The organism is Mesorhizobium sp. NZP2298 (assembly GCF_013170825.1).
Lineage (GTDB): Bacteria > Pseudomonadota > Alphaproteobacteria > Rhizobiales > Rhizobiaceae > Mesorhizobium.
The window spans coordinates 1,598,903-1,617,960 of record NZ_CP033365.1 but is presented as its reverse complement, the minus strand read 5'-3'; the positions used below and the strand labels follow the sequence as shown (position 1 = coordinate 1,617,960).

Annotated in this window: 19 protein-coding genes; 7 read left to right on the top strand and 12 right to left on the bottom strand. The window is 64.3% G+C overall.

Annotated elements, in window-relative coordinates:
• Nucleotides 1-87 precede the first annotated feature (87 nt).
• From EB231_RS07850 to EB231_RS07840, 3 genes are read left to right on the top strand one after another with little or no spacing between them, the layout of a single operon-like run.
• Entirely contained in the window at nucleotides 88-1,128 is a 1,041-nt protein-coding gene (locus EB231_RS07850) for a class II aldolase/adducin family protein (RefSeq protein ID WP_172348310.1), read from the top strand.
• A gap of 15 nt (nucleotides 1,129-1,143) precedes the next feature.
• Nucleotides 1,144-2,418: an FGGY-family carbohydrate kinase gene (locus EB231_RS07845; RefSeq protein WP_172348309.1), complete on the top strand. Its 1,275-nt coding sequence runs from the start codon at nucleotides 1,144-1,146 to the stop codon at nucleotides 2,416-2,418.
• Entirely contained in the window at nucleotides 2,415-3,266 is an 852-nt protein-coding gene (locus tag EB231_RS07840; RefSeq protein WP_172348308.1) for a TIGR01459 family HAD-type hydrolase, read from the top strand. The genes EB231_RS07845 and EB231_RS07840 overlap by 4 nt, the downstream gene beginning before the upstream one ends.
• Here the strand turns inward: EB231_RS07840 and EB231_RS07835 are convergent.
• Complete coding sequence (locus tag EB231_RS07835) at nucleotides 3,253-4,263, bottom strand: sugar-binding transcriptional regulator (RefSeq protein WP_445299300.1); 1,011 nt, start codon at nucleotides 4,261-4,263, stop codon at nucleotides 3,253-3,255. The two genes, EB231_RS07840 and EB231_RS07835, sit on opposite strands and share 14 nt — an antisense overlap.
• A 155-nt stretch (nucleotides 4,264-4,418) precedes the next feature.
• Here EB231_RS07835 and EB231_RS07830 point away from each other — a divergent pair, with 155 nt between their 5' ends.
• Nucleotides 4,419-5,213, top strand: coding sequence for a hypothetical protein (locus EB231_RS07830; RefSeq protein WP_172348307.1), 795 nt, complete (start codon nucleotides 4,419-4,421; stop codon nucleotides 5,211-5,213).
• Nucleotides 5,214-5,235: 22 nt separating this feature from the next.
• Here EB231_RS07830 and ptsP read toward each other — a convergent pair whose 3' ends face one another.
• From ptsP to EB231_RS07805, 5 genes are all read right to left on the bottom strand, one after another.
• Nucleotides 5,236-7,218, bottom strand: coding sequence for a phosphoenolpyruvate--protein phosphotransferase (gene ptsP, locus EB231_RS07825; protein WP_172348306.1), 1,983 nt, complete (start codon nucleotides 7,216-7,218; stop codon nucleotides 5,236-5,238).
• Between the two features lie 151 nt (nucleotides 7,219-7,369).
• The gene (locus EB231_RS07820; RefSeq protein WP_172348305.1) at nucleotides 7,370-7,750 is read right to left on the bottom strand and encodes a PTS glucitol/sorbitol transporter subunit IIA; all 381 of its coding nucleotides are present in this window, start codon (nucleotides 7,748-7,750) and stop codon (nucleotides 7,370-7,372) included.
• Between the two features lie 27 nt (nucleotides 7,751-7,777).
• The gene (gene srlE, locus EB231_RS07815) at nucleotides 7,778-8,782 is read right to left on the bottom strand and encodes a PTS glucitol/sorbitol transporter subunit IIB (protein WP_172348304.1); all 1,005 of its coding nucleotides are present in this window, start codon (nucleotides 8,780-8,782) and stop codon (nucleotides 7,778-7,780) included.
• A 17-nt stretch (nucleotides 8,783-8,799) separates the two neighbouring features.
• Entirely contained in the window at nucleotides 8,800-9,561 is a 762-nt protein-coding gene (gene srlA / locus EB231_RS07810; RefSeq protein WP_027054143.1) for a PTS glucitol/sorbitol transporter subunit IIC, read from the bottom strand.
• A gap of 53 nt (nucleotides 9,562-9,614) precedes the next feature.
• On the bottom strand, nucleotides 9,615-10,052 hold the full coding sequence (locus tag EB231_RS07805; RefSeq protein ID WP_115140659.1) for a transcriptional regulator GutM: 438 nt from the start codon (nucleotides 10,050-10,052) through the stop codon (nucleotides 9,615-9,617).
• Between the two features lie 192 nt (nucleotides 10,053-10,244).
• Between EB231_RS07805 and EB231_RS07800 the strand changes: the two genes are divergently transcribed.
• Nucleotides 10,245-10,886, top strand: a complete 642-nt coding sequence (locus tag EB231_RS07800; protein WP_140772549.1) for a hypothetical protein — start codon at nucleotides 10,245-10,247, stop codon at nucleotides 10,884-10,886.
• 105 nt (nucleotides 10,887-10,991) lie between these two features.
• On the top strand, nucleotides 10,992-11,666 hold the full coding sequence (locus tag EB231_RS07795; RefSeq protein ID WP_172348303.1) for an HAD family hydrolase: 675 nt from the start codon (nucleotides 10,992-10,994) through the stop codon (nucleotides 11,664-11,666).
• 9 nt (nucleotides 11,667-11,675) lie between these two features.
• Here the strand turns inward: EB231_RS07795 and EB231_RS07790 are convergent, their stop codons facing one another.
• On the bottom strand, nucleotides 11,676-12,761 hold the full coding sequence (locus EB231_RS07790; RefSeq protein WP_172348302.1) for a DUF930 domain-containing protein: 1,086 nt from the start codon (nucleotides 12,759-12,761) through the stop codon (nucleotides 11,676-11,678).
• Between the two features lie 59 nt (nucleotides 12,762-12,820).
• On the opposite strand from EB231_RS07790, the gene EB231_RS07785 reads away from it, so the two are divergent.
• Complete coding sequence (locus tag EB231_RS07785; protein WP_172348301.1) at nucleotides 12,821-13,009, top strand: hypothetical protein; 189 nt, start codon at nucleotides 12,821-12,823, stop codon at nucleotides 13,007-13,009.
• Here EB231_RS07785 and EB231_RS07780 read toward each other — a convergent pair.
• The 5 genes from EB231_RS07780 to EB231_RS07760 all read right to left on the bottom strand — a co-directional run bounded on the left by EB231_RS07780 (nucleotide 13,006) and on the right by EB231_RS07760 (nucleotide 19,017).
• Nucleotides 13,006-14,175: a DUF930 domain-containing protein gene (locus tag EB231_RS07780; protein ID WP_172352837.1), complete on the bottom strand. Its 1,170-nt coding sequence runs from the start codon at nucleotides 14,173-14,175 to the stop codon at nucleotides 13,006-13,008. The two genes, EB231_RS07785 and EB231_RS07780, sit on opposite strands and share 4 nt — an antisense overlap.
• 153 nt (nucleotides 14,176-14,328) lie before the next feature.
• Complete coding sequence (locus tag EB231_RS07775) at nucleotides 14,329-15,087, bottom strand: 5'/3'-nucleotidase SurE (RefSeq protein ID WP_172348300.1); 759 nt, start codon at nucleotides 15,085-15,087, stop codon at nucleotides 14,329-14,331.
• Nucleotides 15,084-16,250: an MBL fold metallo-hydrolase gene (locus tag EB231_RS07770; protein WP_172352836.1), complete on the bottom strand. Its 1,167-nt coding sequence runs from the start codon at nucleotides 16,248-16,250 to the stop codon at nucleotides 15,084-15,086. The genes EB231_RS07775 and EB231_RS07770 overlap by 4 nt, the downstream gene beginning before the upstream one ends.
• Nucleotides 16,250-17,326 carry an ABC transporter ATP-binding protein gene (locus tag EB231_RS07765; RefSeq protein ID WP_172348299.1) on the bottom strand — a complete coding sequence of 359 codons (1,077 nt, stop codon included), beginning with the start codon at nucleotides 17,324-17,326 and terminating at the stop codon, nucleotides 16,250-16,252. Before EB231_RS07765 ends, EB231_RS07770 begins: the two co-directional genes overlap by 1 nt.
• Nucleotides 17,314-19,017 carry an ABC transporter permease gene (locus EB231_RS07760; protein ID WP_172348298.1) on the bottom strand — a complete coding sequence of 568 codons (1,704 nt, stop codon included), beginning with the start codon at nucleotides 19,015-19,017 and terminating at the stop codon, nucleotides 17,314-17,316. The genes EB231_RS07765 and EB231_RS07760 overlap by 13 nt, the downstream gene beginning before the upstream one ends.
• Nucleotides 19,018-19,058: the final 41 nt, after the last annotated feature.

The window sequence follows — 19,058 nt, the reverse complement described above, 5'->3', positions numbered from 1 at the left end:
GTTGACGTAAGTCGCTCGCATCTGCGATATCAGCGCCAACAGCGGCCCGGGCGGCGGGATTTCGTGCAGCGTGGAAGGAATGGCGCCATGGCAACCCAAGCTGACGCGCAGGAACTGGCGGCCTTGCGGGCACTTTCAGCCGGCATTGGGCTGGACGCGCATATGACCCAGGCGGCGGGCGGCAACACCTCGCTCAAGGCCGGCGACACGCTTTGGATCAAGGCGTCCGGCACCTGGCTGAAGGATGCGCTCACCGACGACATCATGGTGCCGGTGGCGATGGCGCCGCTGCTCAAGGCGGTTGAAGAGCGCGACCCGGCCGCCGACAAGCCGCAGGGCTTCGCCATTGCGGCGCTCAATTCGCGCGGCCTGCGCCCATCGATCGAGACCACGGTGCACGCTTTGATGCCGCAGCGCGTGGTTTTGCATGTCCACTGCGTCGACACGATTTCGCTTGCCGTGCAGGCCGATGGCGAAGCCCAGGTCGCCAAGCGGCTGGGGGGCATCGAATGGGCCTACGTGCCCTATTTCCGGCCGGGCCTGCCGCTTGCCCGCGGCATTGCCGAGAAGCTGCGGCCTGGCGTCGATGTACTGATCCTCGGCAATCACGGGCTGGTCGTCGCCGCCGAAACCGTCGCCGAGGCGGATCGTCTGCTCCACCGCGTCCGATCACTGCTGGCGCGCCCGGCGCGCGCGACCATCGCACCCGACATCGCGGCCCTGACATCGCTTGTTGGCGAAAGCGCCTACCGATTGCCGGCGGATGTCGAAGCCCATGCCGTCGCGCTCGATCCGGAAAGCCGCCGCATGGCCGGGGCCGGCAGCCTCTATCCCGACCATGTCATCTTCCTCGGCCAGGGCTCGGTCGTGGCGAGGCCCGGCGAAGACGCCGCCGGCGTCACCGCGCGGCTTGGCGCGGCACCCGTGGCGATCCTGTTTCCCGATGCCGGTGTGCTGATGCGCGGCGACGCCAGCGCCGGCGCCGACGCCATGCAGAGATGCCTGGCCGACGTGACGGCACGCGTCGATGTCACGGCCCGATTGAGCTATCTCACCGCCGCCGAGAATGACGAACTGGTCAATTGGGACGCCGAACAGTATCGCCAGAAGCTGAATGCCGCCGGTTAGCAAAGGACTGAAGACATGATGCCACTTGTCATCGGCATCGATATGGGCACATCGGGCGCGCGCGCTGTCGCGATGCGCCCGGACTTTTCGATTGCCGGCCAGTCCGCCGTCCGGCTCGACAGATTCGGCCAAGACCCCCGCGCCCCCTCGGCATGGTGGCGAGCGGCCCAGGCGGCTCTGACGGAACTGCTTTGGGGCATCGACCGCGCCTCAGTCCGCGCCATCGCCGTCGACGGCACGTCGGGTACACTGCTGCCGGTCGACGCCACAGGGCAGCCGCTGGCGGAGCCGCTGATGTACAACGACAAGGTCGCCGAAGGGGATATACTGGCCGCGATCGCCCGCGACGCGCCGGATGCGAGCGCCGCCCACGGCGCGACGTCCGGCCTCGCCAAGGCGTTGCGGTTCCAGCATCTGCCTGATATCGCGGCCGTGCTGCACCAGGCTGACTGGATTGCCGGAAATCTCTCCGGCCGCTTCGATGTCAGCGACGAGAACAATGCCCTGAAGACAGGCTATGATGTCGGGGCCCGCCGCTGGCCGGACTGGATCGCGGCCACCGGCATGCGCATGGACTTGCTGCCTGACGTCGTCGAGCCGGGCGACGTCACCGGCTCGCTCGCCGCGGCCGCCGCGGAGCTGTTCGGTTTGTCGCGCAATGTGGTCGTGGTCGCCGGCACCACGGATGGCTGCGCCTCGTTCCTGGCAACGGGCGCCACGGCGGCCGGCGACGGCGTCACGGCGCTGGGATCCTCGCTGACCATCAAGATACTGTCCGACCGGCCGATCTCGGCGCCACGCTTCGGCATCTACAGCCATCGCCTCGGCAATGCCTGGCTGGCCGGCGGTGCATCGAATTCCGGCGGCAAGGTGCTGGCTCAGCAATTTCCACTGGCGCGGATCATCGAGCTCAGCGCGGCAATCGATCCCGCGACCGAGACCGGCCTCGACTATTACCCGCTCAGCATACCAGGCGAGCGGTTCCCGATCGCCGATCCGACCCTTCCGCCACGCCTTGCCCCGAGGCCGGCTGACGACACCGACTATCTCAAGGCGATGTTGGAAGGCATGGCGGCGATCGAGGCACTCGGCTATCGCAGATTGGCCGAACTTGGCGCGCCGGCGCTGACATCGGTCAGGAGCGTGGGAGGCGGCGCCGCAAATCCGGCCTGGACTGATATCCGGCGGCGCAAGCTCGGCGTCGACTTCCTGCCCGCACTTTCCGACGAGGCCGCCGCCGGCACCGCGCGGCTGGCGCTGAGGGGCGCAAGCAAGGCCGGACTCCTATGAGCGCGAAAACAATCGAACGACTCGACGGTATCGGACCGCTGGCTGGCCTCTACCAGGTTTTCCTGCTCGACCAGTTCGGCGTGCTGCATGACGGCCGGGCCCCTTATCCGGGCGCGGTAGAGGCATTGTCGGCGCTAAAGAGCGCCGGCAAGACGGTGGTGCTGATTTCCAACTCCGGCAAGCGCGCTAGGCCCAATGAGGATCGCCTGCTGAAGCTCGGCTTCGCCGCCGGAAGCTGGGACCATTTTGTCTCCTCCGGCGAGGTGGCGTGGCGCTCCTTCAATGACATGGCGGCATCGGGAAGGCTGCGCCCGGGGACAAAGTGCCTGCTGATCAGCCGCGACGACGACCGCACCGCGGTCGAAGGCTTGCCCTTTGTGCTGACGCAGGCCGGCGAGGACGCCGAATTGGTACTGATCTCGGCCAGCGAGGGCGACCGCCATGACCTCGATCATTATCGCCGGCTGCTTGCCCCGGCGGCGGCACGTCAGGTGCCGTGCTTCTGCACCAATCCCGACAAGATCATGCTGACGGCGGCAGGCCCCCGTTTCGGCGCGGGCGAGATCGCCGATCTCTACGAAGACCTCGGCGGCAGCGTCACCCGCATCGGCAAGCCCTATCCGGCGATTTTCGACGCGGCCCTGGCACTGGCCGGCGAGCCCGATCGCGCCAGCGTGGTCTGCGTTGGCGACAGCGTCGAGCATGACATTGCGGGCGGAAACGGTTCCGGCATCGCCACGGCACTGGTTCTCAGCGGGATATTGGCGGACACACCGGATCTTGCCGCCGTTTTCGACGAGCAGCAGGCCTGGCCCGATTACATTACCGGGTCCTTCAGCCTGCGCTGACCGCCTCGAGCATGCGTTTTGCGGTCTCCTCGTCGGTGATCAGGATCGTCGGCGCGATCAGGTTCATGGCGCCGAGCAGAGCCTCGATCTTCTCCTCGCCGCCGGAGGTCAGGATACGGATCGGCGCCTTGCGCAGGCGGTCGACATCCACCGACATCACCAGGCTGTTGATCGGATGGTCGACCAGATCGCCATTGCGGTCGAAGAAATGGAACAGAAGGTCGCCGACCGCGCCGCGCGACACCAGCGCCTCACGCTCCGCCTCCTTGAGGAAGCCGCCCCGATAGAAGGTCGTCGCCGAGGCGATGCCGCCGATCGACAGCAGCACGGCATCAAGCGTGTCGGCCATTTCGAAGATTTCCTGCAGGCCGCAGCGCTCCACCAGCGCTATCTTGGTCTCGACGCTGTCGACAACGGCCGGTGTCGGAATGAGATAGCCGTCACCCTGGAAGACCTGGGCGAACCGCCAGGCGAACTCCGCCGGATTGTAGCGACGCGCGACGCCAACGCCGCCCAGCAGCGAGATGACCTTGAAGTCCGAGAGCGACTTGGCGCTGATGAACGGCAGGCTCGAGAACAACGTCCTGCCCCAGCCGACGCCGACGCGCATGCCGGATTTCATCGTATCGGACAGGAAGATCCCGGTCTTGGCGCTGATCGCGGGGATCGGGTCGGCATTGGGCGCGGTGAGCGGCGCCACCAGCGCCTGCTGCAGGCCGAACGTCCGCTCGAGCGCGCGCTCCAGCCGCACGATCTCCGACAATTCGCTCTCGATGGTGATCTTGACCTCGTTTCGCGAACGCGCCTCCGCCAGCATGCGCACGATGGTGACGCGGCCGACGCCAAGCACGTCGGCGATCTCGTTCTGCGTCATCTGCTCGACGAAATACATCCAGGCCGCCCGAATCCTCAGACGATCCGTCCGGCTTTCGCTGACGACCTGTTCGGTCGCTTCGGCTCCCGCCCGACCTTCGTCGATTTGTCGTCGCCTGGCCAAGTCATCCCTCCCCCGCGGTGACGGATGCGCGCGCCGTCACCGATTCTGCATGCTGGTCTACTATCGCCTATTGATCTACCAATCGATAGGAACAATGTAGAGTGTTGGGCGCCCCTTGCTGGCGGCAATCCACGGCACTTTCGAGGCGAACCGCGATGCTCCGACAAATCTCCGAAGACGTCCGCGTCAACCTGAAGGACCGGTTGCGGGAAGTCCGAGACATCATCCGGCAGAGCCGCCATGACGGCAGCGGCGACGCCAGCGTCCTGCGCGAGGCGACCAGCCATCTGCCGCCGTTTCCCGGCAAGGGCATCGAAGGCTTGCTCAGCCATGCCGCCAGCGCCGTCGACGACGCGTTGTCGATCGCTGAATCCTTTGTTCCGCATGAGCGTCCGATCAAGGTGGACGGCACGACCGTAAAGGGCCTCGGCACCTATTTCCCGGCCGGAAACGAAGAGCGGCAATTGAGTGCCGAGCGCCTGTTCCGGCGCGACATGTACTATCTGGCCAAGGCGGTGCTTGCCGGGCTCAAGATCGAAAACGCCCGCATCCACGAAGCCGATTTCGCAGCCGCTCACGCCGCCATGCGCAAGCGCCATGCTGATTTGTTGGCGGCCCTGGCCGCGCCGGGTGCCGGGCTGCCGGCAATCGCGGCCACCTGCGCGGCATTGCTGGTAGAGTTGCTCGGCCAGCGTCCGGTCCGCTTTGGCGAAGCCGCGCCGGAAATGGCGAGGGAGCGGGCACTCGACATAAGCTGCCTGGCGCCGGTCGTTCTGGCCTGCGGCCTGGCGACCACCGGTCGCGACGGCGCGCCGGAGCCGGACATGCTGGAGATCGCGATCCTGGCGGTCGATATCCGTCATGACCGCATTCTGCAGGCCTGCGCCAAGGCAAGCCCGGTCGACGAGCTGACGCCTGTCTTCGCCACCTTGCTTGCGCATTTGCCGTAGCCCCAGCAGCGCTTTCGGAAATCTATTCCCCGGCTATCATGGCCGTGATCGTTTTCTTGGCGCGCTGGATCGAGGCCGGGCTCATCGAAAGCTCGGTCAGCCCCATCTTCACGAAGGCCGGGATCAGGTCCGGTCGCCCGGCCGCTTCGCCGCACATGCCAACCATGATGCCTGCGGCGACGCCGGCTTTTGCCGTCAGCTCGATCGCCGACATGACCGCCGGATTGGTGACGTCGTTGAGCTTGGCCACGGTCGGGTTCAGCCGGTCGGCGGCCATGATGTACTGGGTCAGGTCGTTGGTGCCGATCGAGAAGAAGGCCACTTCCTTGGCCAGCGCCGGGGCGATCAGCACCGCGGCCGGGGTCTCGATCATCACGCCGAGATCGAACGTCGCATGCGGCACGCCTTCGGCCTTGAGTTCGGCGGCGCATTCATCAACCAGTGCGCGGGTGCGCGTGACTTCGGAAATATCGGACACCATCGGCAGCATCACCTTGATGTTGCCATGCACGGCCGCCCTGAGCAGCGCCCTGAGCTGACGCTTGAAGATGTCGGGCCGGTCGAGGCACATGCGGATGCCGCGCCAGCCGAGAAAGGGGTTTTCCTCGTCGGGGAACTCGATGCCGGCGATCGGCTTGTCGCCGCCGATGTCGAGCGTGCGCACGATGACCGGATAGGGCTCGAAGGCCTTGGCCAGCGCCGCATAGGTCTCGGCCTGCATGTCCTCGGAGGGCAGGTGCATGTGGCGCATGAACAGAAGCTCGGTGCGGAACAGGCCGACGCCCATGGCTCCGGCCTCCTGCGCTGCTTCGATTTCCTCGAGCGAACCGATATTGGCCGCGACCTCGATGACCCTGCCGTCGGCGCGCTTCGGCGTCACCGTCTTGAAGGCGGTCAGGCCGGCAAGCTCGCTCGCCGCCGCTTTGACACGGCCGGCGAAATCGGCACGCGTCGCCTCGTCGGGGTCGATGATCACATGGCCCGTGTTGCCGTCGAGCGCCACGTCGTGCGCCGTGCGCAAGGCATTGATCTGGTCGCCGAGGCCCAGCACCGCCGGAATGCCATGCGAGCGGGCAATGATGGCGATGTGCGAGGTGGCGCCTCCATGGCCGCAAATCACCCCGCCTATGCGTTTCAGCGGCGCGCGCGCCAGATCCCAGGCGCCGATGTCGTCGGCGATCAGGATGGCCCCCTGCGGAATGTTTTCGAGGCTGACGTCGTCCTGCCCAAGCAGGACGAGACAGATCTGCCGCCCGACGGCATGAACGTCGTCAGCGCGCGCATTCAGATAATGATCGTCGACGGCGCTGAAATCGGCCGCGATGGCGGACGCGGCGGTGATGACGGCCGAGACCGCGTCGTTGCCGCCCTTGATCGCCTTCTCGGCCTCGCCGGTCAGGCTGTCATCGGCGGCGATATCCCTGAGTGCCGCGACGATGCCACGGTCTCCGGCCGACAGGCTGTCCTGCGCCAAGGCCCGGTCCATGCGCGCCTGGACGGCGGCGACGGCGGCGCGGAACCTGTCAATCTCGCCGGCGATCTCTTCAGCCCGCAGCGTGCGACCTTGCCCTGTGATATCAGGCGGGAAATGCGCGAAAGCCGGCCCGATCGCGACACCCTCGCTTGCCGCGACACCGCGCAAGCCATTTGCTTCGCCGGAGGCAGCGAGCGCAGATTCGGCCGGCGCGGGTGCCGCTTCCGGCCCGGCATCATTGGCCGGGCTCTGCGGCCCCGCTTCATCGTCGAGACCAGCCTTGGGGTTTTCGAGATAGCCGATCAGCGCTTCGATGGCCTCGATGGCATCCGCGCCGTTCGCCCGAACGGTGACTTCCTGGTTTTCCTTGACCGCCAGCAGCATCAGCTTGACCGAGCTCTTGGCGCTGACCGCCTTGCCGTCCTTGACCAGTTCGACATCGGATTCGAAACCCTTCGCGAGTTTGACGAACCGCGTGGCGGGACGGGCGTGCAAACCTTCATGCACTCTGACGATGGTCGAGCGTTCCATGGCAAATACTCTGCTTTTCCTGGAGCTATTTCGCCATTTCGGCGAAATCGCTCTAACTCTTTGTTTTGACGCAATTCCGGACGGAAAACCGTTTCACACTTTTCCTGGAATTGCTCTTGGCGCCAAGACCGGACGGTCCCAGCGCGTGTGTTCAGGCGGCGATGGTGATGATCGCGCCTGTCTCCAGGGCGGCCACGAGCGCTTGGGTATCGACCTGCGATGCGCAGATCTCGCCCGGCCTCTCGGCCTCGGTGGCGCCGTTGAACGAGATGACGACATGGCCCATCTCGAGCACCTTGCTCCATGCGCTGGAGCCTACCGCCGTTATGACGGCTGAAACCGAACCGACGGTGATCGAAGCGCCCTTGGGGGGCGCTCCGTCACTTGGTCCCTGCTCCGTCTTGTGCAGGACGGAGACTTCGGCAAGCTCCGGCGGCGAGCCATCCGCGAACAGGATGAGCACGCCCCCTTCGGCAAGATCCGCCACTTCGGGTCCGATGGAAGTGACCCGTGTTCTCAACAGAACCGTCATATGGCGAACCTCATTTCCTTAATCTCTTTAAAACACGATCAGTGAGACGACCCAGGCGATCAACACCGAGACCGGACCCATGATCTGGCGGCTGATGAGCACCGCCGGCACACCGATTTCGATGGTTTTCGGCTTGGCTTCACCAAGCGCCAGGCCGACAGGCACGAAGTCGCAGCCGACCTGGGTGTTGTAGGCAAACAACGCCGGCAGGGCCATCGCCGGCGAAATCGTGCCGTTGGCGATCTGCGGGCCGATGATGGCTACGCCGATGACCTGCGCGATGACCGCGCCCGGCCCCAGGATGGGCGACAGGAACGGCAGGCCGCAAATGGCCGAGATGATCAGCAGGCCGACGATGTTGTTGGCCAGCGGACCCATCGGCTGGGCGAGCACATCGCCAATGCCGGTGTAGAGGATCAGGCCGATAAGCATGGTCACGAAGGCCATGAACGGCAGCACGTTGCGCACCACCTGGTCGATGGTACGGCGGCCGGCATTGAAGAAAATGCCGACCACCCGGCCCATGACGCGGCCGATCGAGCTGATCAGGCCGATCAGCCCGCCTTCGCTCGGCAGCGGCTGTGGCGCCGCGGCTGCAGTGTTATTGCCTGAACTCATCGATGCTGCTCCCCCCGCGGTGGTGACCGCCTCGGATCCGTCCGCCATTGTGACGTTGGCCGGTTTCACGCCCGAAACGTAGATGTCCTCCGTGATGAACTGGGCGAGCGGCCCAGCCTGACCGACCGGCGTTAGATTGACGGTCGGGATGCGCTTGCGCGGATAGACGCCGCAGCGTGCGGTGCCGCCGCAATCGACGACGACAACAGCCATCTCGCCTTCGACCGGCGGCGCCTTGAAGCCGTCGACGGCCGTGGCACCGGTCATGTCGGCGATAAGCTGGGCTACGGGATGGATGCCGCCGCCGGTGACGGAGACGACCTTGTCGCGCTGCGCGGTCGGCTCGATGACGAGCGGGCCGCCCCAGCCGGTGGAGCCCCGGGAGATCTTTACGGCTTTGTATGTCTTGGCCATGATTGTCCTCCCCGCCCTTACAGCTCGACGCCCTGGCGGCGTGCCATGATGGTGGTGATGCGCTCGGTCAGCATGCCCTTGAGCAGGATGACGACGAGGCCGACAATAGCGTACCAGATCGCCACCTTGACGTGGTAACCGGCGACGACGACGCCCTTCTTCTCAAGCTCGAGCAGAGCCACGAGAATGCCGCCCCAGACGAAATATTCGCCGGGATTGATGTGCGGGAACAGGCCAAGCGGCGGATGCACGTAGGACACGGCCGCGTCATAGAAAGCCGGCTTGTGCTTTTCTTCCAGGAACGATCCGAACGTATAGGCCATCGGATTGGTGAGGAAGAACACCGCCAGCAGCGGCAGCAGCGTATAGCGGGTCAAGGCAATCCTGCCGGCGCCACGCGCCAGGCCATGCACGCGCTCCTCGCCGACCAGTTCGGTGACGGCGTAGAAGGCGGTCATCAGCACCACCAGCGTCGGAATAATGCCGGTGACGAAGCCGGCGAACACTTCGCCGCCCTTCTGGAAGATGCCGATGAAGTACTTGCCGATGGCGGTCAGCCAGCCGAGCTGCTCTTCCTGCTGGACGTCCTTCAGCTTTTCCTTGAACTGGTCGACGGTGATGGGCCCGCTGTCTGCTTGCGCAAGGACAACGAGATGATCGGAAGCATGCTCGACGGCGAGCTTGCCATGCAATGCAGCATCCGAGACCATCGCACCTGCGACATGCAGATTGTGCACGGCCATGTCGGCATGCTGCGCCAACAACGAAAATACAGACATTTCTCCTCCTTATGCCGGTCGGCCGGTTGATCCCAGTCGGCGCACGGCGTCCTCTATGCCCTTGCTACATTCAAGCCGGCCAGGCCCGGCTTCTTCCCCGGCTCCGACCGTGCTTTGTCGATCTGTTCGATCGCCCGCTTCACGGCCTCGGCCACACCGGGTTCCCCCTCCCCCATGATCGCAGGGTTGGACCGGAGTCGATCGAGGGGAACTCCCTCGAATTCTTCATGTCTTTTGAACTTGGTGAAAACGGAACGGCCGCTCATCACCATCATGCGGCGCACGATCAGGTCGGGCGTCACCACGACAAGCGCGATGGTGCCCTTGGCCAACCGGCCGCGAAAATTGCCGGCTCCGACGAAGCCATCCTTGTACTGGTCGGTGACGCCCCGGAAGACATCCGAATAGTGCCGCATCTGCAGCCAGACGCCGAGCGACTGCAGCGCCCAGACAATAACCAGCAGAAGCAGTCCCCACTGCCAAATCGCCATTCGGTTCTCCTCCCGAAGCCTCAGTTGAACCGCACCTTGGACCGGCGCGCGACAACAGCAAAGTGAGAACATTTGTTTCCGCGAATGTCAATATGTATGATATTGGCCTTGGTCGCGGTCATCCACAGGACCGTCGGCCGATTTCGGCGGCGGCACCGCTGTGCTAACCTGCCACCAAACGGGATGCATGCAATGGAACTGCCCTTCAGGGATGAACTGGCCCTTATGCCCGACCTGCGCCACCGGTTGCGGCAGCTGCGCTGGTTCCGCGCCACCTTCCGCGGCAGCGCCAAGGTGGTTTCGGACACGTTCGGCGTGCGCTACGAGATCGACGAGGCGAAGCTCACCCGAGCTTTTCTCGACTGGGTCGAGATCATGGAGGCGCAGAAGCGCTTTGCCGCGATAGACCGCGCCGACTTCATCGTCTTTGCCGCCGGCCTCGTGCTGCGCGAACTGATCAAACAGGCGCCGGCAAGGGAGATCTCCGGCCTCGCGCAGCTCATCGAGACGGATCAGAATGCCGGCACGCTGGAAATCATCCGCTTCTGGCCGGAAGGCTTCCTCTACACCAACTACTGCGTCTCGGTGATCTCGGCCATCTACGAACAGGAGTTCGGCAAGGCGCCCAGCATCGACAAATGCGCCGACGACCTGCGCACATGGTGGTCCTATCGCGAGAATGTCACCGAGATGCCGGCCTACGCGGTGGCTTTCCTCGACCGCTTCCTCGGTGCCGAGCCGAACTGGATAACGCCCGACCGCGCACAGTCCCGGCAAGCCATGCAACGGGCGCTCGGATCCTCCCGCGCAAGCGATGCGTTGCGCCAGCTTTGACTGCTCTCCGTTTTCGAGCCCAAGCGCCATCAGCCCGTCGCACTATTGAACATTTGACTTTTTGCCGATAGCGATGTGCGGAAATTGACTTCAGGAGACAAGTGCGTGGCGCGACCAAGGCCTATCATTTTCGATTGCGACGGCGTGCTCGTCGACAGCGAGCCGCTGGCAGCCAGGGCCTATGAACGCGTCTATGAAAAGCACGGCATGCCAGGCGTCCATGGCGGCATCATCGCCCAGTGCGTCGGCATGAAGCAGTCCGACATCATCGTGCGGATCAGGGAATTGACCGGCCACCAGTTTCCGGCTTCGGCCGACGGCGACATCTGGGCCGAGACCAAGGTCCTGTTCACCGAGGAATTGAAGCCGACCCCTGGCATAGCCGCGTTTCTGGAAACGCTCGAGGGCGACCGCTGCGTTGCCTCGTCATCCTCGGTCGAGCGGATAAACCACAGCCTTGCCGTCACCGGGCTGGCGCATTTCTTCGGCGATGAGATCTACAGCTCCTCGATGGTCAAGAACGGCAAGCCGGCGCCGGACATCTTCCTGTTCGCCGCCGCCAGGTTGGGCGCCAATCCGGCCGACTGCATCGTCGTCGAGGATTCGCCCTTCGGCATCCAGGGCGCGGTTGCCGCCGGCATGACGGCGATCGGCTACACCGGCGGCGGCCACACCTATGCCGAGCATGCCGCGCGGCTGACCGCGGCCGGCGCCGATTTCGTCTGCGCCGACTGGCATGAAATTAGCCGGCAATTGGCCGGGCTTCGCGTGCCGGCCTAGACTGGCAGGCTAGAGAGGCCGCGGCCATTCGCTGCGTGGAAGCTCAGCGCCGACACGGAAGTCGAACGACAAGACCCTCGTCGCATCGGTGTCGACCTCGCACCGGAAGCTCAGATGGTACCATGTGGTTGTCGTACTGAAGGCGACATCCGGAGCGTAAATTATATTGCCCCCCTTCAGCGGAACTTTCGGCCACTGAATAGGAAAATAGGAACCTTCCACCAGTTGCTGTTGCAACTCGCTGGCGCAAAGTAGGGAAGCACGCTCATTGCGAGGCACGCCGCCCATCGAGGTGGTGGCCAGCGCATCGCTGGTTGCGCCCTGCGAATAGAGCCTGCGAACACTTGGAAGGCCCGAACCGTTCCGCGATGCAGACTTCGAGGCCTTAGAAGTGCTGGGCTTCGGCGCACTTGCAGGTTTGGACTTCGGCGCTTCGGCTGATGGGGGAAGCTCGATCTCGCCGTCGGCAGCCAAAGGCGCTGGTGCCGTGCCCTGTTGCTTGGCGGCGTCGATCGCCGCCTGTTTCTCCGCATCCTGTGTCGGCTTGGCGTCCGTCGTCGCGATTGCCGACTTCTCCTCAGCCTTGGTTGGATCTGCCTGCTGCTCGGAGTCTGCCGGCTTGACAGGCTGGTTTTCTGCCGGCGGCTCGACCGGTGGCTTCGAAGCGTCATCCTTGGCCGGCGCCAGCGAACTGTCCTGAGCGCTGGCCCCATCCAAGGATTTCCTCGGGCCGTTATCCTTGTCGCCGAACTGAAAAACGGGCTTCAGGACCTCTACCGGCGGGGGCTTCTGTGCCTGCTTTTCGGGCGGAGGTGGCTTTTCAACTCTCTGCTCGGGCGGTTGTTCTACCTTAGGCTCCGGTGGTTTTTCAAACTTCGGTTCCGGTGGCTTAGGGGGCGATACGGGAGTAGGTTTCGGTTTCGGCTGATCGGGCGGAGGCACGAGCGCCACATTGACTGGCTGCTCCTCCTGCGGCTTTTGCGGAGGAATTGGCAGGCCATATATCAGGATTGCCGCGACAAGCACGTGCAGGATCAGCGATGCGGGGATGCCCCACAGCACATTTCGACGCCGTTCTCGTGCCTCGTCCTTCATCCCAGCCGATGTGGAATGAAATAGCGGCGGGTTCAAGCATTGGCATTGGATTTGCGCATTTGGCTGATGACAATTTGGCTCAGCACACCCAGGACAGCCCGACCAAAGGCGCGGCTGCCGCCGGCATGACGGCGATCGGCGGCAGCCTATGTCATGGCGCGCGCCTGACGGCGGCTGGTACTGATTTCGTCTGCTCCAACTGGCATGGTATTAGCCGGCAATTGTCCCGGCTCGGCGTGCCAGCCTAATTCAGCGGATACTTTGTAAATCCGCGACTGGCCCATTCGCCACGCGGGACCAATGAGCCCACATGGAAGTTGAAGGACAGGACCCTCGTCGCATCGGCGTCGACTTCGCACCGGAAGTCCAGATTGTACCAGGCGCTTCTGGTGCTGAAGGCGGCTTTCGGAGGATTGAGGACATTGCCCGCGTCCAACGGGCTGTTTGGAACCCACTTGATCGTATAGTCGGCATTCTGCAATTCTCGGCTCAGAACGTTGCCGCAAAGGGTGGCCGCGCGCACCCCACGCGGCACTTTATCCATTGAGCTCGTGGCGAACGCATCGCCGGTTGCTCCCGGCGAGTAGAGCTTTCTGACGCCCGGAAGGCCGGAATAGATCGGTGATCCCGCAACGTCGTTGTTGGTGGGGTTTGACCTTCCAGCATTCCCAACCGGCGCCTTGAAGGCTCTTGCCGGTTTGAACGCCATTGTCTTGGCAGGTTTGGGCTTTGCCTTTCCAGTTGAGGCTGGAGGCGCCGGCTTGTCACCGGTCTCAGCCGCCAATGGCTTTGGCGTCACGACCTCTGGTTTTTCGGCGGTTTGCGATGCTGGCTCCTGCTTGTCCGACTGTTGCTTATCGGCATCCTCGGTCGCTTGCTTTTCCTCGCTTTGCGCGGGTTTTTCGTCGGGCGGAACGGTGGCAGGCTTCTCGTCAGGTTTGCTGGGCTCTGCCTTCTGCTGAGGCGTTGCAGCCGGGGCGGGCTGGGCCGGCGCAGGCGTCGGTGTTATAGGCGGCTTCGCCGCCTCATCCTTGGCCGGCGACGGCGTGCTGGGTTTAGCGCTGCTTCCGTCGAGCGATTTCTCCGGCCCAGTATCTTTCTGGCCGTACTGAAAAACGCGCTTCAGAACCTGTTCGTCTGGCGGTTTCGGCGGTTCCGGAGGCGGCTTTTGTTCAGGTGGCTTTTCAGCCTTCTTTTCAGGCTTAGGCTCCGGTGGCTTTGGAGCAGGTTTCGGCTTAGGCTTCTCGGGCGGCGGCACGATCGCGACATTGACGGGCTGTTCCTGCTGAGCCGGTTGCTGCTCGGACCTCGGCACGCCAAAGAACAAGAACGCCGCGATCATGGCATGCAGGATCAGCGATGCGGCCAAGGCCCATCGCCAATTGCGAAACCACTCTCGTATCTTGCCATTCATTGCGCCCGATGTGGAATGAAATAACGGCAGCTTCAAGCATAAGCATTGGATTGACGCAATTTGACCGCTGACAGCTTGGTGATCTGCGGTCTCGCGGGCCGCGTCTCCAAAACGCTAGCGTCACTCGCGCAGCTCGACGATCCAGACCTGAAATCAGCTGGCGTCGCCGTTGCGCTGAATCCCGGCCAGAAGCTTCTCGTCCAGCCGCGTTTCGCCAAACCAGTTCAGCCGGTTGATGCTGACGAAACCGGCATCGATTGCAGCGTTCTCGTCGCCCGACTCACTCGCATGCGCGCGCCCGCGCGGCACGGTGATGATGGTGCGATCGCCATCGCTTTCGGCGATTTGTGCCGTGCGCCCGATCTTGTCACGGCCGATGCGCGGCTGGCGGATCGCAGCCGGCAGCGCGGTCGGCAGGTTGACGCTCAGCCAATGCCCCTCTGTCGACCAGCCGGAGCGCGACTGCCACAGCGAGGCGATCAGCGCGCCAAGCCATGGGTCGTCGCCGTCGCTGAAATCAGGATTTTTCACCCGCGAGAAGCCGATCGCCGGCACGCCCCAGAAAGTTGCCTCCCGGGCAATGCCGAGCGTGCCGGAATAGGCGAGGTCCTCGGCGACGTTGCGGCCGTCATTGACGCCCGCCAGCACCAAATCCGGCTTCTTTGTCTCGGCGAACAGCCATGTCATCGCGCTGACCACGCAATCGGCCGGGGTGCCCGAGCAAGAGTACCAGTTCGGCTTGACGCGCCGCATCGTCAACGGCCTCGCAATGGTCAGCGACGAGCCGGCGGCGGTGCGCTTGCCGTCAGGCGCGACCACCCACACATCGTCGCTTAACCCGCCGGCGGCGTTGGCGAGGCGGGCGAGGCCCGGCGCCTCGATGCCGTCGTCATTGCAGATCAGGATTCTCATTGTTTGCTTCCTTGCGGCACCATGATGCGCTGGCCTGTGCGGCATTGCGTGCGCAGTGACGGGATGTGGCTCTTGAGGTCGGCGAGAAGATCCGTGGCGCAGGAATGTCCCAGCGCCTCAGGCCGCCCTGCCTTTTCCCAGATATCGACATTGCCCGACAGCGTCGGATGGGTCGGCATGCGCACCCAGTCCGCCCGACCGGCCCTGTACAGGAGATCGCCCGGAGAACCCGCCGGCAGATGCCCGGTAAGCAGTACAGGGAACCCAGCCTGATCGGCGCGCGGCAACAGGCGCGACGACGGCCCGGCCTCGCCCATGCCGTCATCGGCCAGCAACGGCAGCGGCGGCAACGGATCGGCATCGGTCCAGTCGACAGCGCTCGCCAAGCGGACACGCAGAAGCTCGGAAACCCCAGGCAACAAGGCCGCCGTGGCGCCAATCTGTGCTTCCAGGGAGAAACGCATGCCGGCATGGATGGCAAACGGGCCCGGCAGAGCCGCGATCAATTCCAGCGACCGGCCCGACAAAGGCGTCGGCAGGAGGCACCCCTGCGGATGCCTTGCCACCCATTCGGAAATTTCCCGCGCACGCGCCGTCCCTGATACTGGATCGGCGCCGTAGGAGGCATCGAAGACCAGAAGATCGCAGTGCGGGATCGTGTCCATCACGAACACATGGCTATCTGGCACCACATCGGCCGAATAGGCGACGCGGCTTTTCCCGTTATCGACGGCGAACCAGACACCGCCCACGACATGTCCCGACCGCCCGGTCCGGACCGTAAGATTGCCACTCTTCAATGTATCACCGGGTTCGAAGATTTCGACACGATCGTGCGGGAACGGAAAGCGCCTGAAATCCTCCGGCTCGGCATAGGCAGCGAGCGTGGCCGGCGCCTCGTCGCGCGTTTCGGTTGTCATGAAGATCGGGCCGGTATAGCCGCGCGACAACAGCCAGCTCAGCGCGCCGACATGATCTTCGTGGGCGTGCGAGACAAAAAGCGCATCGATGTCGCCGACCGATCCGTTGAGCGCCGGATAATACTCCGCGCCGGAAGCGCCGACCTTGATGCCGACATCGAGCAGGATGCGGTCGTCGCCGTTGTTGACAGCGAGGCTGGTACGGCCCTTTTCCCCAAAGCCGCCGAGCAGGTCCAGCATCATCACGATACCGCCTCCGCCGGGATGAGCCATCCGGATCTTATCCGCAGCCGCGCCTGAGCCCCGCTCTCGAGCGTGACCGGGTCTGGCTGTTCAAAATGCAAGGTAAGCTCGGGACCGGCCGCAGGCGTGAATTCGACGCGCGCCGCGCCGCCCTGATAGATCACCCGCTTGACGAGGCCGTCGAAACCCGGACCATCCGGTGATGCGTCGAGATCCGCGGACCGACAGCAGATCTTGGCACCCGCGCGCGGTCGCTCGCCGAGGCCGCAGCGGACCACCAGCTCGGCTCCGAGAACCCTGACCTTGCAATGGCCGCCCTCTTCGCCCGTCAGAACATCCGCCGGCAGCAATATGCCTTGCGAGATGAAGGACGCCACCATTTCATTTGCCGGCTCATGATAGAGCTTGCGCGGCGTCGCCAGCTGCACGAGCCTGCCGTGATCCATCACCGCGATGCGATCGGCCAGCGCCATTGCCTCGGCCTGATCATGGGTGATGTAGACGATGGTTGTGCCGGTGCGCTTGTGGAAGGCTGCGAACTCGTCCTCCATCGAGGCTCTGAGATGCACGTCGAGATTAGCGAGCGGCTCGTCGAACAGCACCAGCGAGGGCGCGGCGACAAGGCATCGCGCCAATGCCACGCGCTGGCGCTGGCCGCCGGAGAGATTGGCGGGCCGGCGCTCGCCAAGCCCCTGCAAATTGACCAAGGCGAGCGCGTCCTCGACCTTCTGGCGCGCAACCGCCTTGTCGAGCTTCGCCACCTTCAGCGAATAGCCGATGTTTTCGGCAACCGTCATGTGCGGCCACAGCGCATAATTCTGGAAGACAATGCCGACGCGCCGCTTTTCCGGCGCGACGCTGCCATCCTTGGCCGACACCACCTCGCTGCCGATGCGGATTTCGCCCGATGTCACTTTCTCGAAGCCGGCGACGAGCCGCAGCAACGTCGTCTTGCCGCAGCCGGAAGGCCCGAGCACGGCGAGAAACTCGCCGTCGGCGACGTCGATCGAGACGTCCTTCACCGCATCGAAATCGGCGAAGCTCTTGGTCACATGGTCCAGGGTCAATCGCGCCATGGCAGAACTCCACTCGGAAGATGAGGGGCAAGCAGATTGGTCACCAGCATGAGCACGAAGGTGACCGCGACCGTGATGACCGACATCGCCGCGGCATAGTTGGAATCGCCGCCTTGCTCGAAGGAAAACATCACCACGCCGATCGTCTCGGAGCCCGAGGACCACAGCAGCGCCGAGACGGTAAGTTCGCTGAGCGCCGTCATGAAGATCAACAGGCCGCCTGCGATCGCCGCCGGAGCGACCAGTGGAAAGACTATGGTGCGCATGCGCGTGAACAGGCCGGCGCCGGCCACCTGCGCGGCCTCTTCCAGCGCCCGGTCGATCTGGTGATAGCCGCTGATGGTCGGCCGCAGCGCCAACACCAGGAATCTGGCGAGATAAGCGTAGAGGATGATCCAGACCGTGTTGTAGAGCTGGATACCGGTGAACGGGATCGGCCGCAGGAACAAGAGCAGCGAGGCGATCGCCAGCACCACGCCGGGCAAGGCATAGGGCAGTTCGACCGACAGGTTGAGCAGCCGCACCCAGCGTTGCTTGCCCCAGGCGATGAGATAGCCGACAGGCACGGCCACGATGACCGCGAAGAAAGCCGCCGCGATCGACAGCCAGAAACTGTTGAAGAAGGCGCGCTTTGCGGCATCGTGCTCGAACAGAACGAAACGGTAATTGTCGAGCGTCGCCGTCTTGGCGGTCAATGCGATGCCATAGCCTGGCACCAGCGAGGTCAGCACCAGCCCGAACAGCGGCAGGAACAGTACCAGCACGATCAGGAGCCACATGCCGGCCTGGACAGCGGGCCGCCAGCGGCCGAGCTCGTAGGGTTCAGCCGGCAGCGATGTCGAGGAAATACGGTAGTCGCGGCGGCGGCTCATCACCTCCTGGACAAGGATGCCGGCCATGGCGATGACCCCGATCAGCACCGAGAGGAATGCGGTTTCGCCGAGCACCGCCGGACCGCCGCCGGCCAGCCTCTGATAGATGAGCGTCGGCAGCACGAGATAGTTGGCCGGAATGCCGAGAAAGGCCGGAATGCCGAAATTGCCGACGCAGGAGACGAAGGCCAGCGCCGCGGCCGCCATGATCGACGGCGTCATCAAAGGCAGCACGATGGTGACAAGCACGGTGAACCAGCCGGCGCCACCGGCGCGTGCGGCCTCGACCAGTTCGCGCGGCAGCTTGCGCAGGCCGGCCCGCACCAGCAGGAAGACCAGCGGGCCGTATTGCACGCCAAGCAGCAGGATGATGCCCGAGGTCGAATAGAGCGGGTTCTTCGTGCCCAGTGGCGGTGCGGCGCCGAACAGCTTGAGGAACGGGCTTGCCGGACCGAACAGTTGCAGCCAGGCCAGCGCCGTCACCTGCGGCGCGATCATCAGCGGCATGACGTAGCACAGCACCAGGGCGCCGCGGCCGCGTATGTCGGTCAGCGAGACCAGGACCGCCACCAGCGTTCCCGACAACACGGCAAGCAATGTCCCGCCGATGCCGACGACCAGTGTGTGCCATGTCGCGATCCATGTCGCCGGGCTTCTCAGCCCGGCCTGCACGGCCACGGTCGACAGGGTTCCGCCGGGTGCCACGATCTCCTTGACGAGGCGCAGCATGGGCAGCAGCGAAAGCAGCACGATAACGACCGCCACCGCCGTCGTCAGGGCCATTTCCTGCCCCCGACTTTCCCTGATGCGTGTTGACATGATTGTGCTTCCTGGAATCGATCCGTCGACGCGGTCGGGAT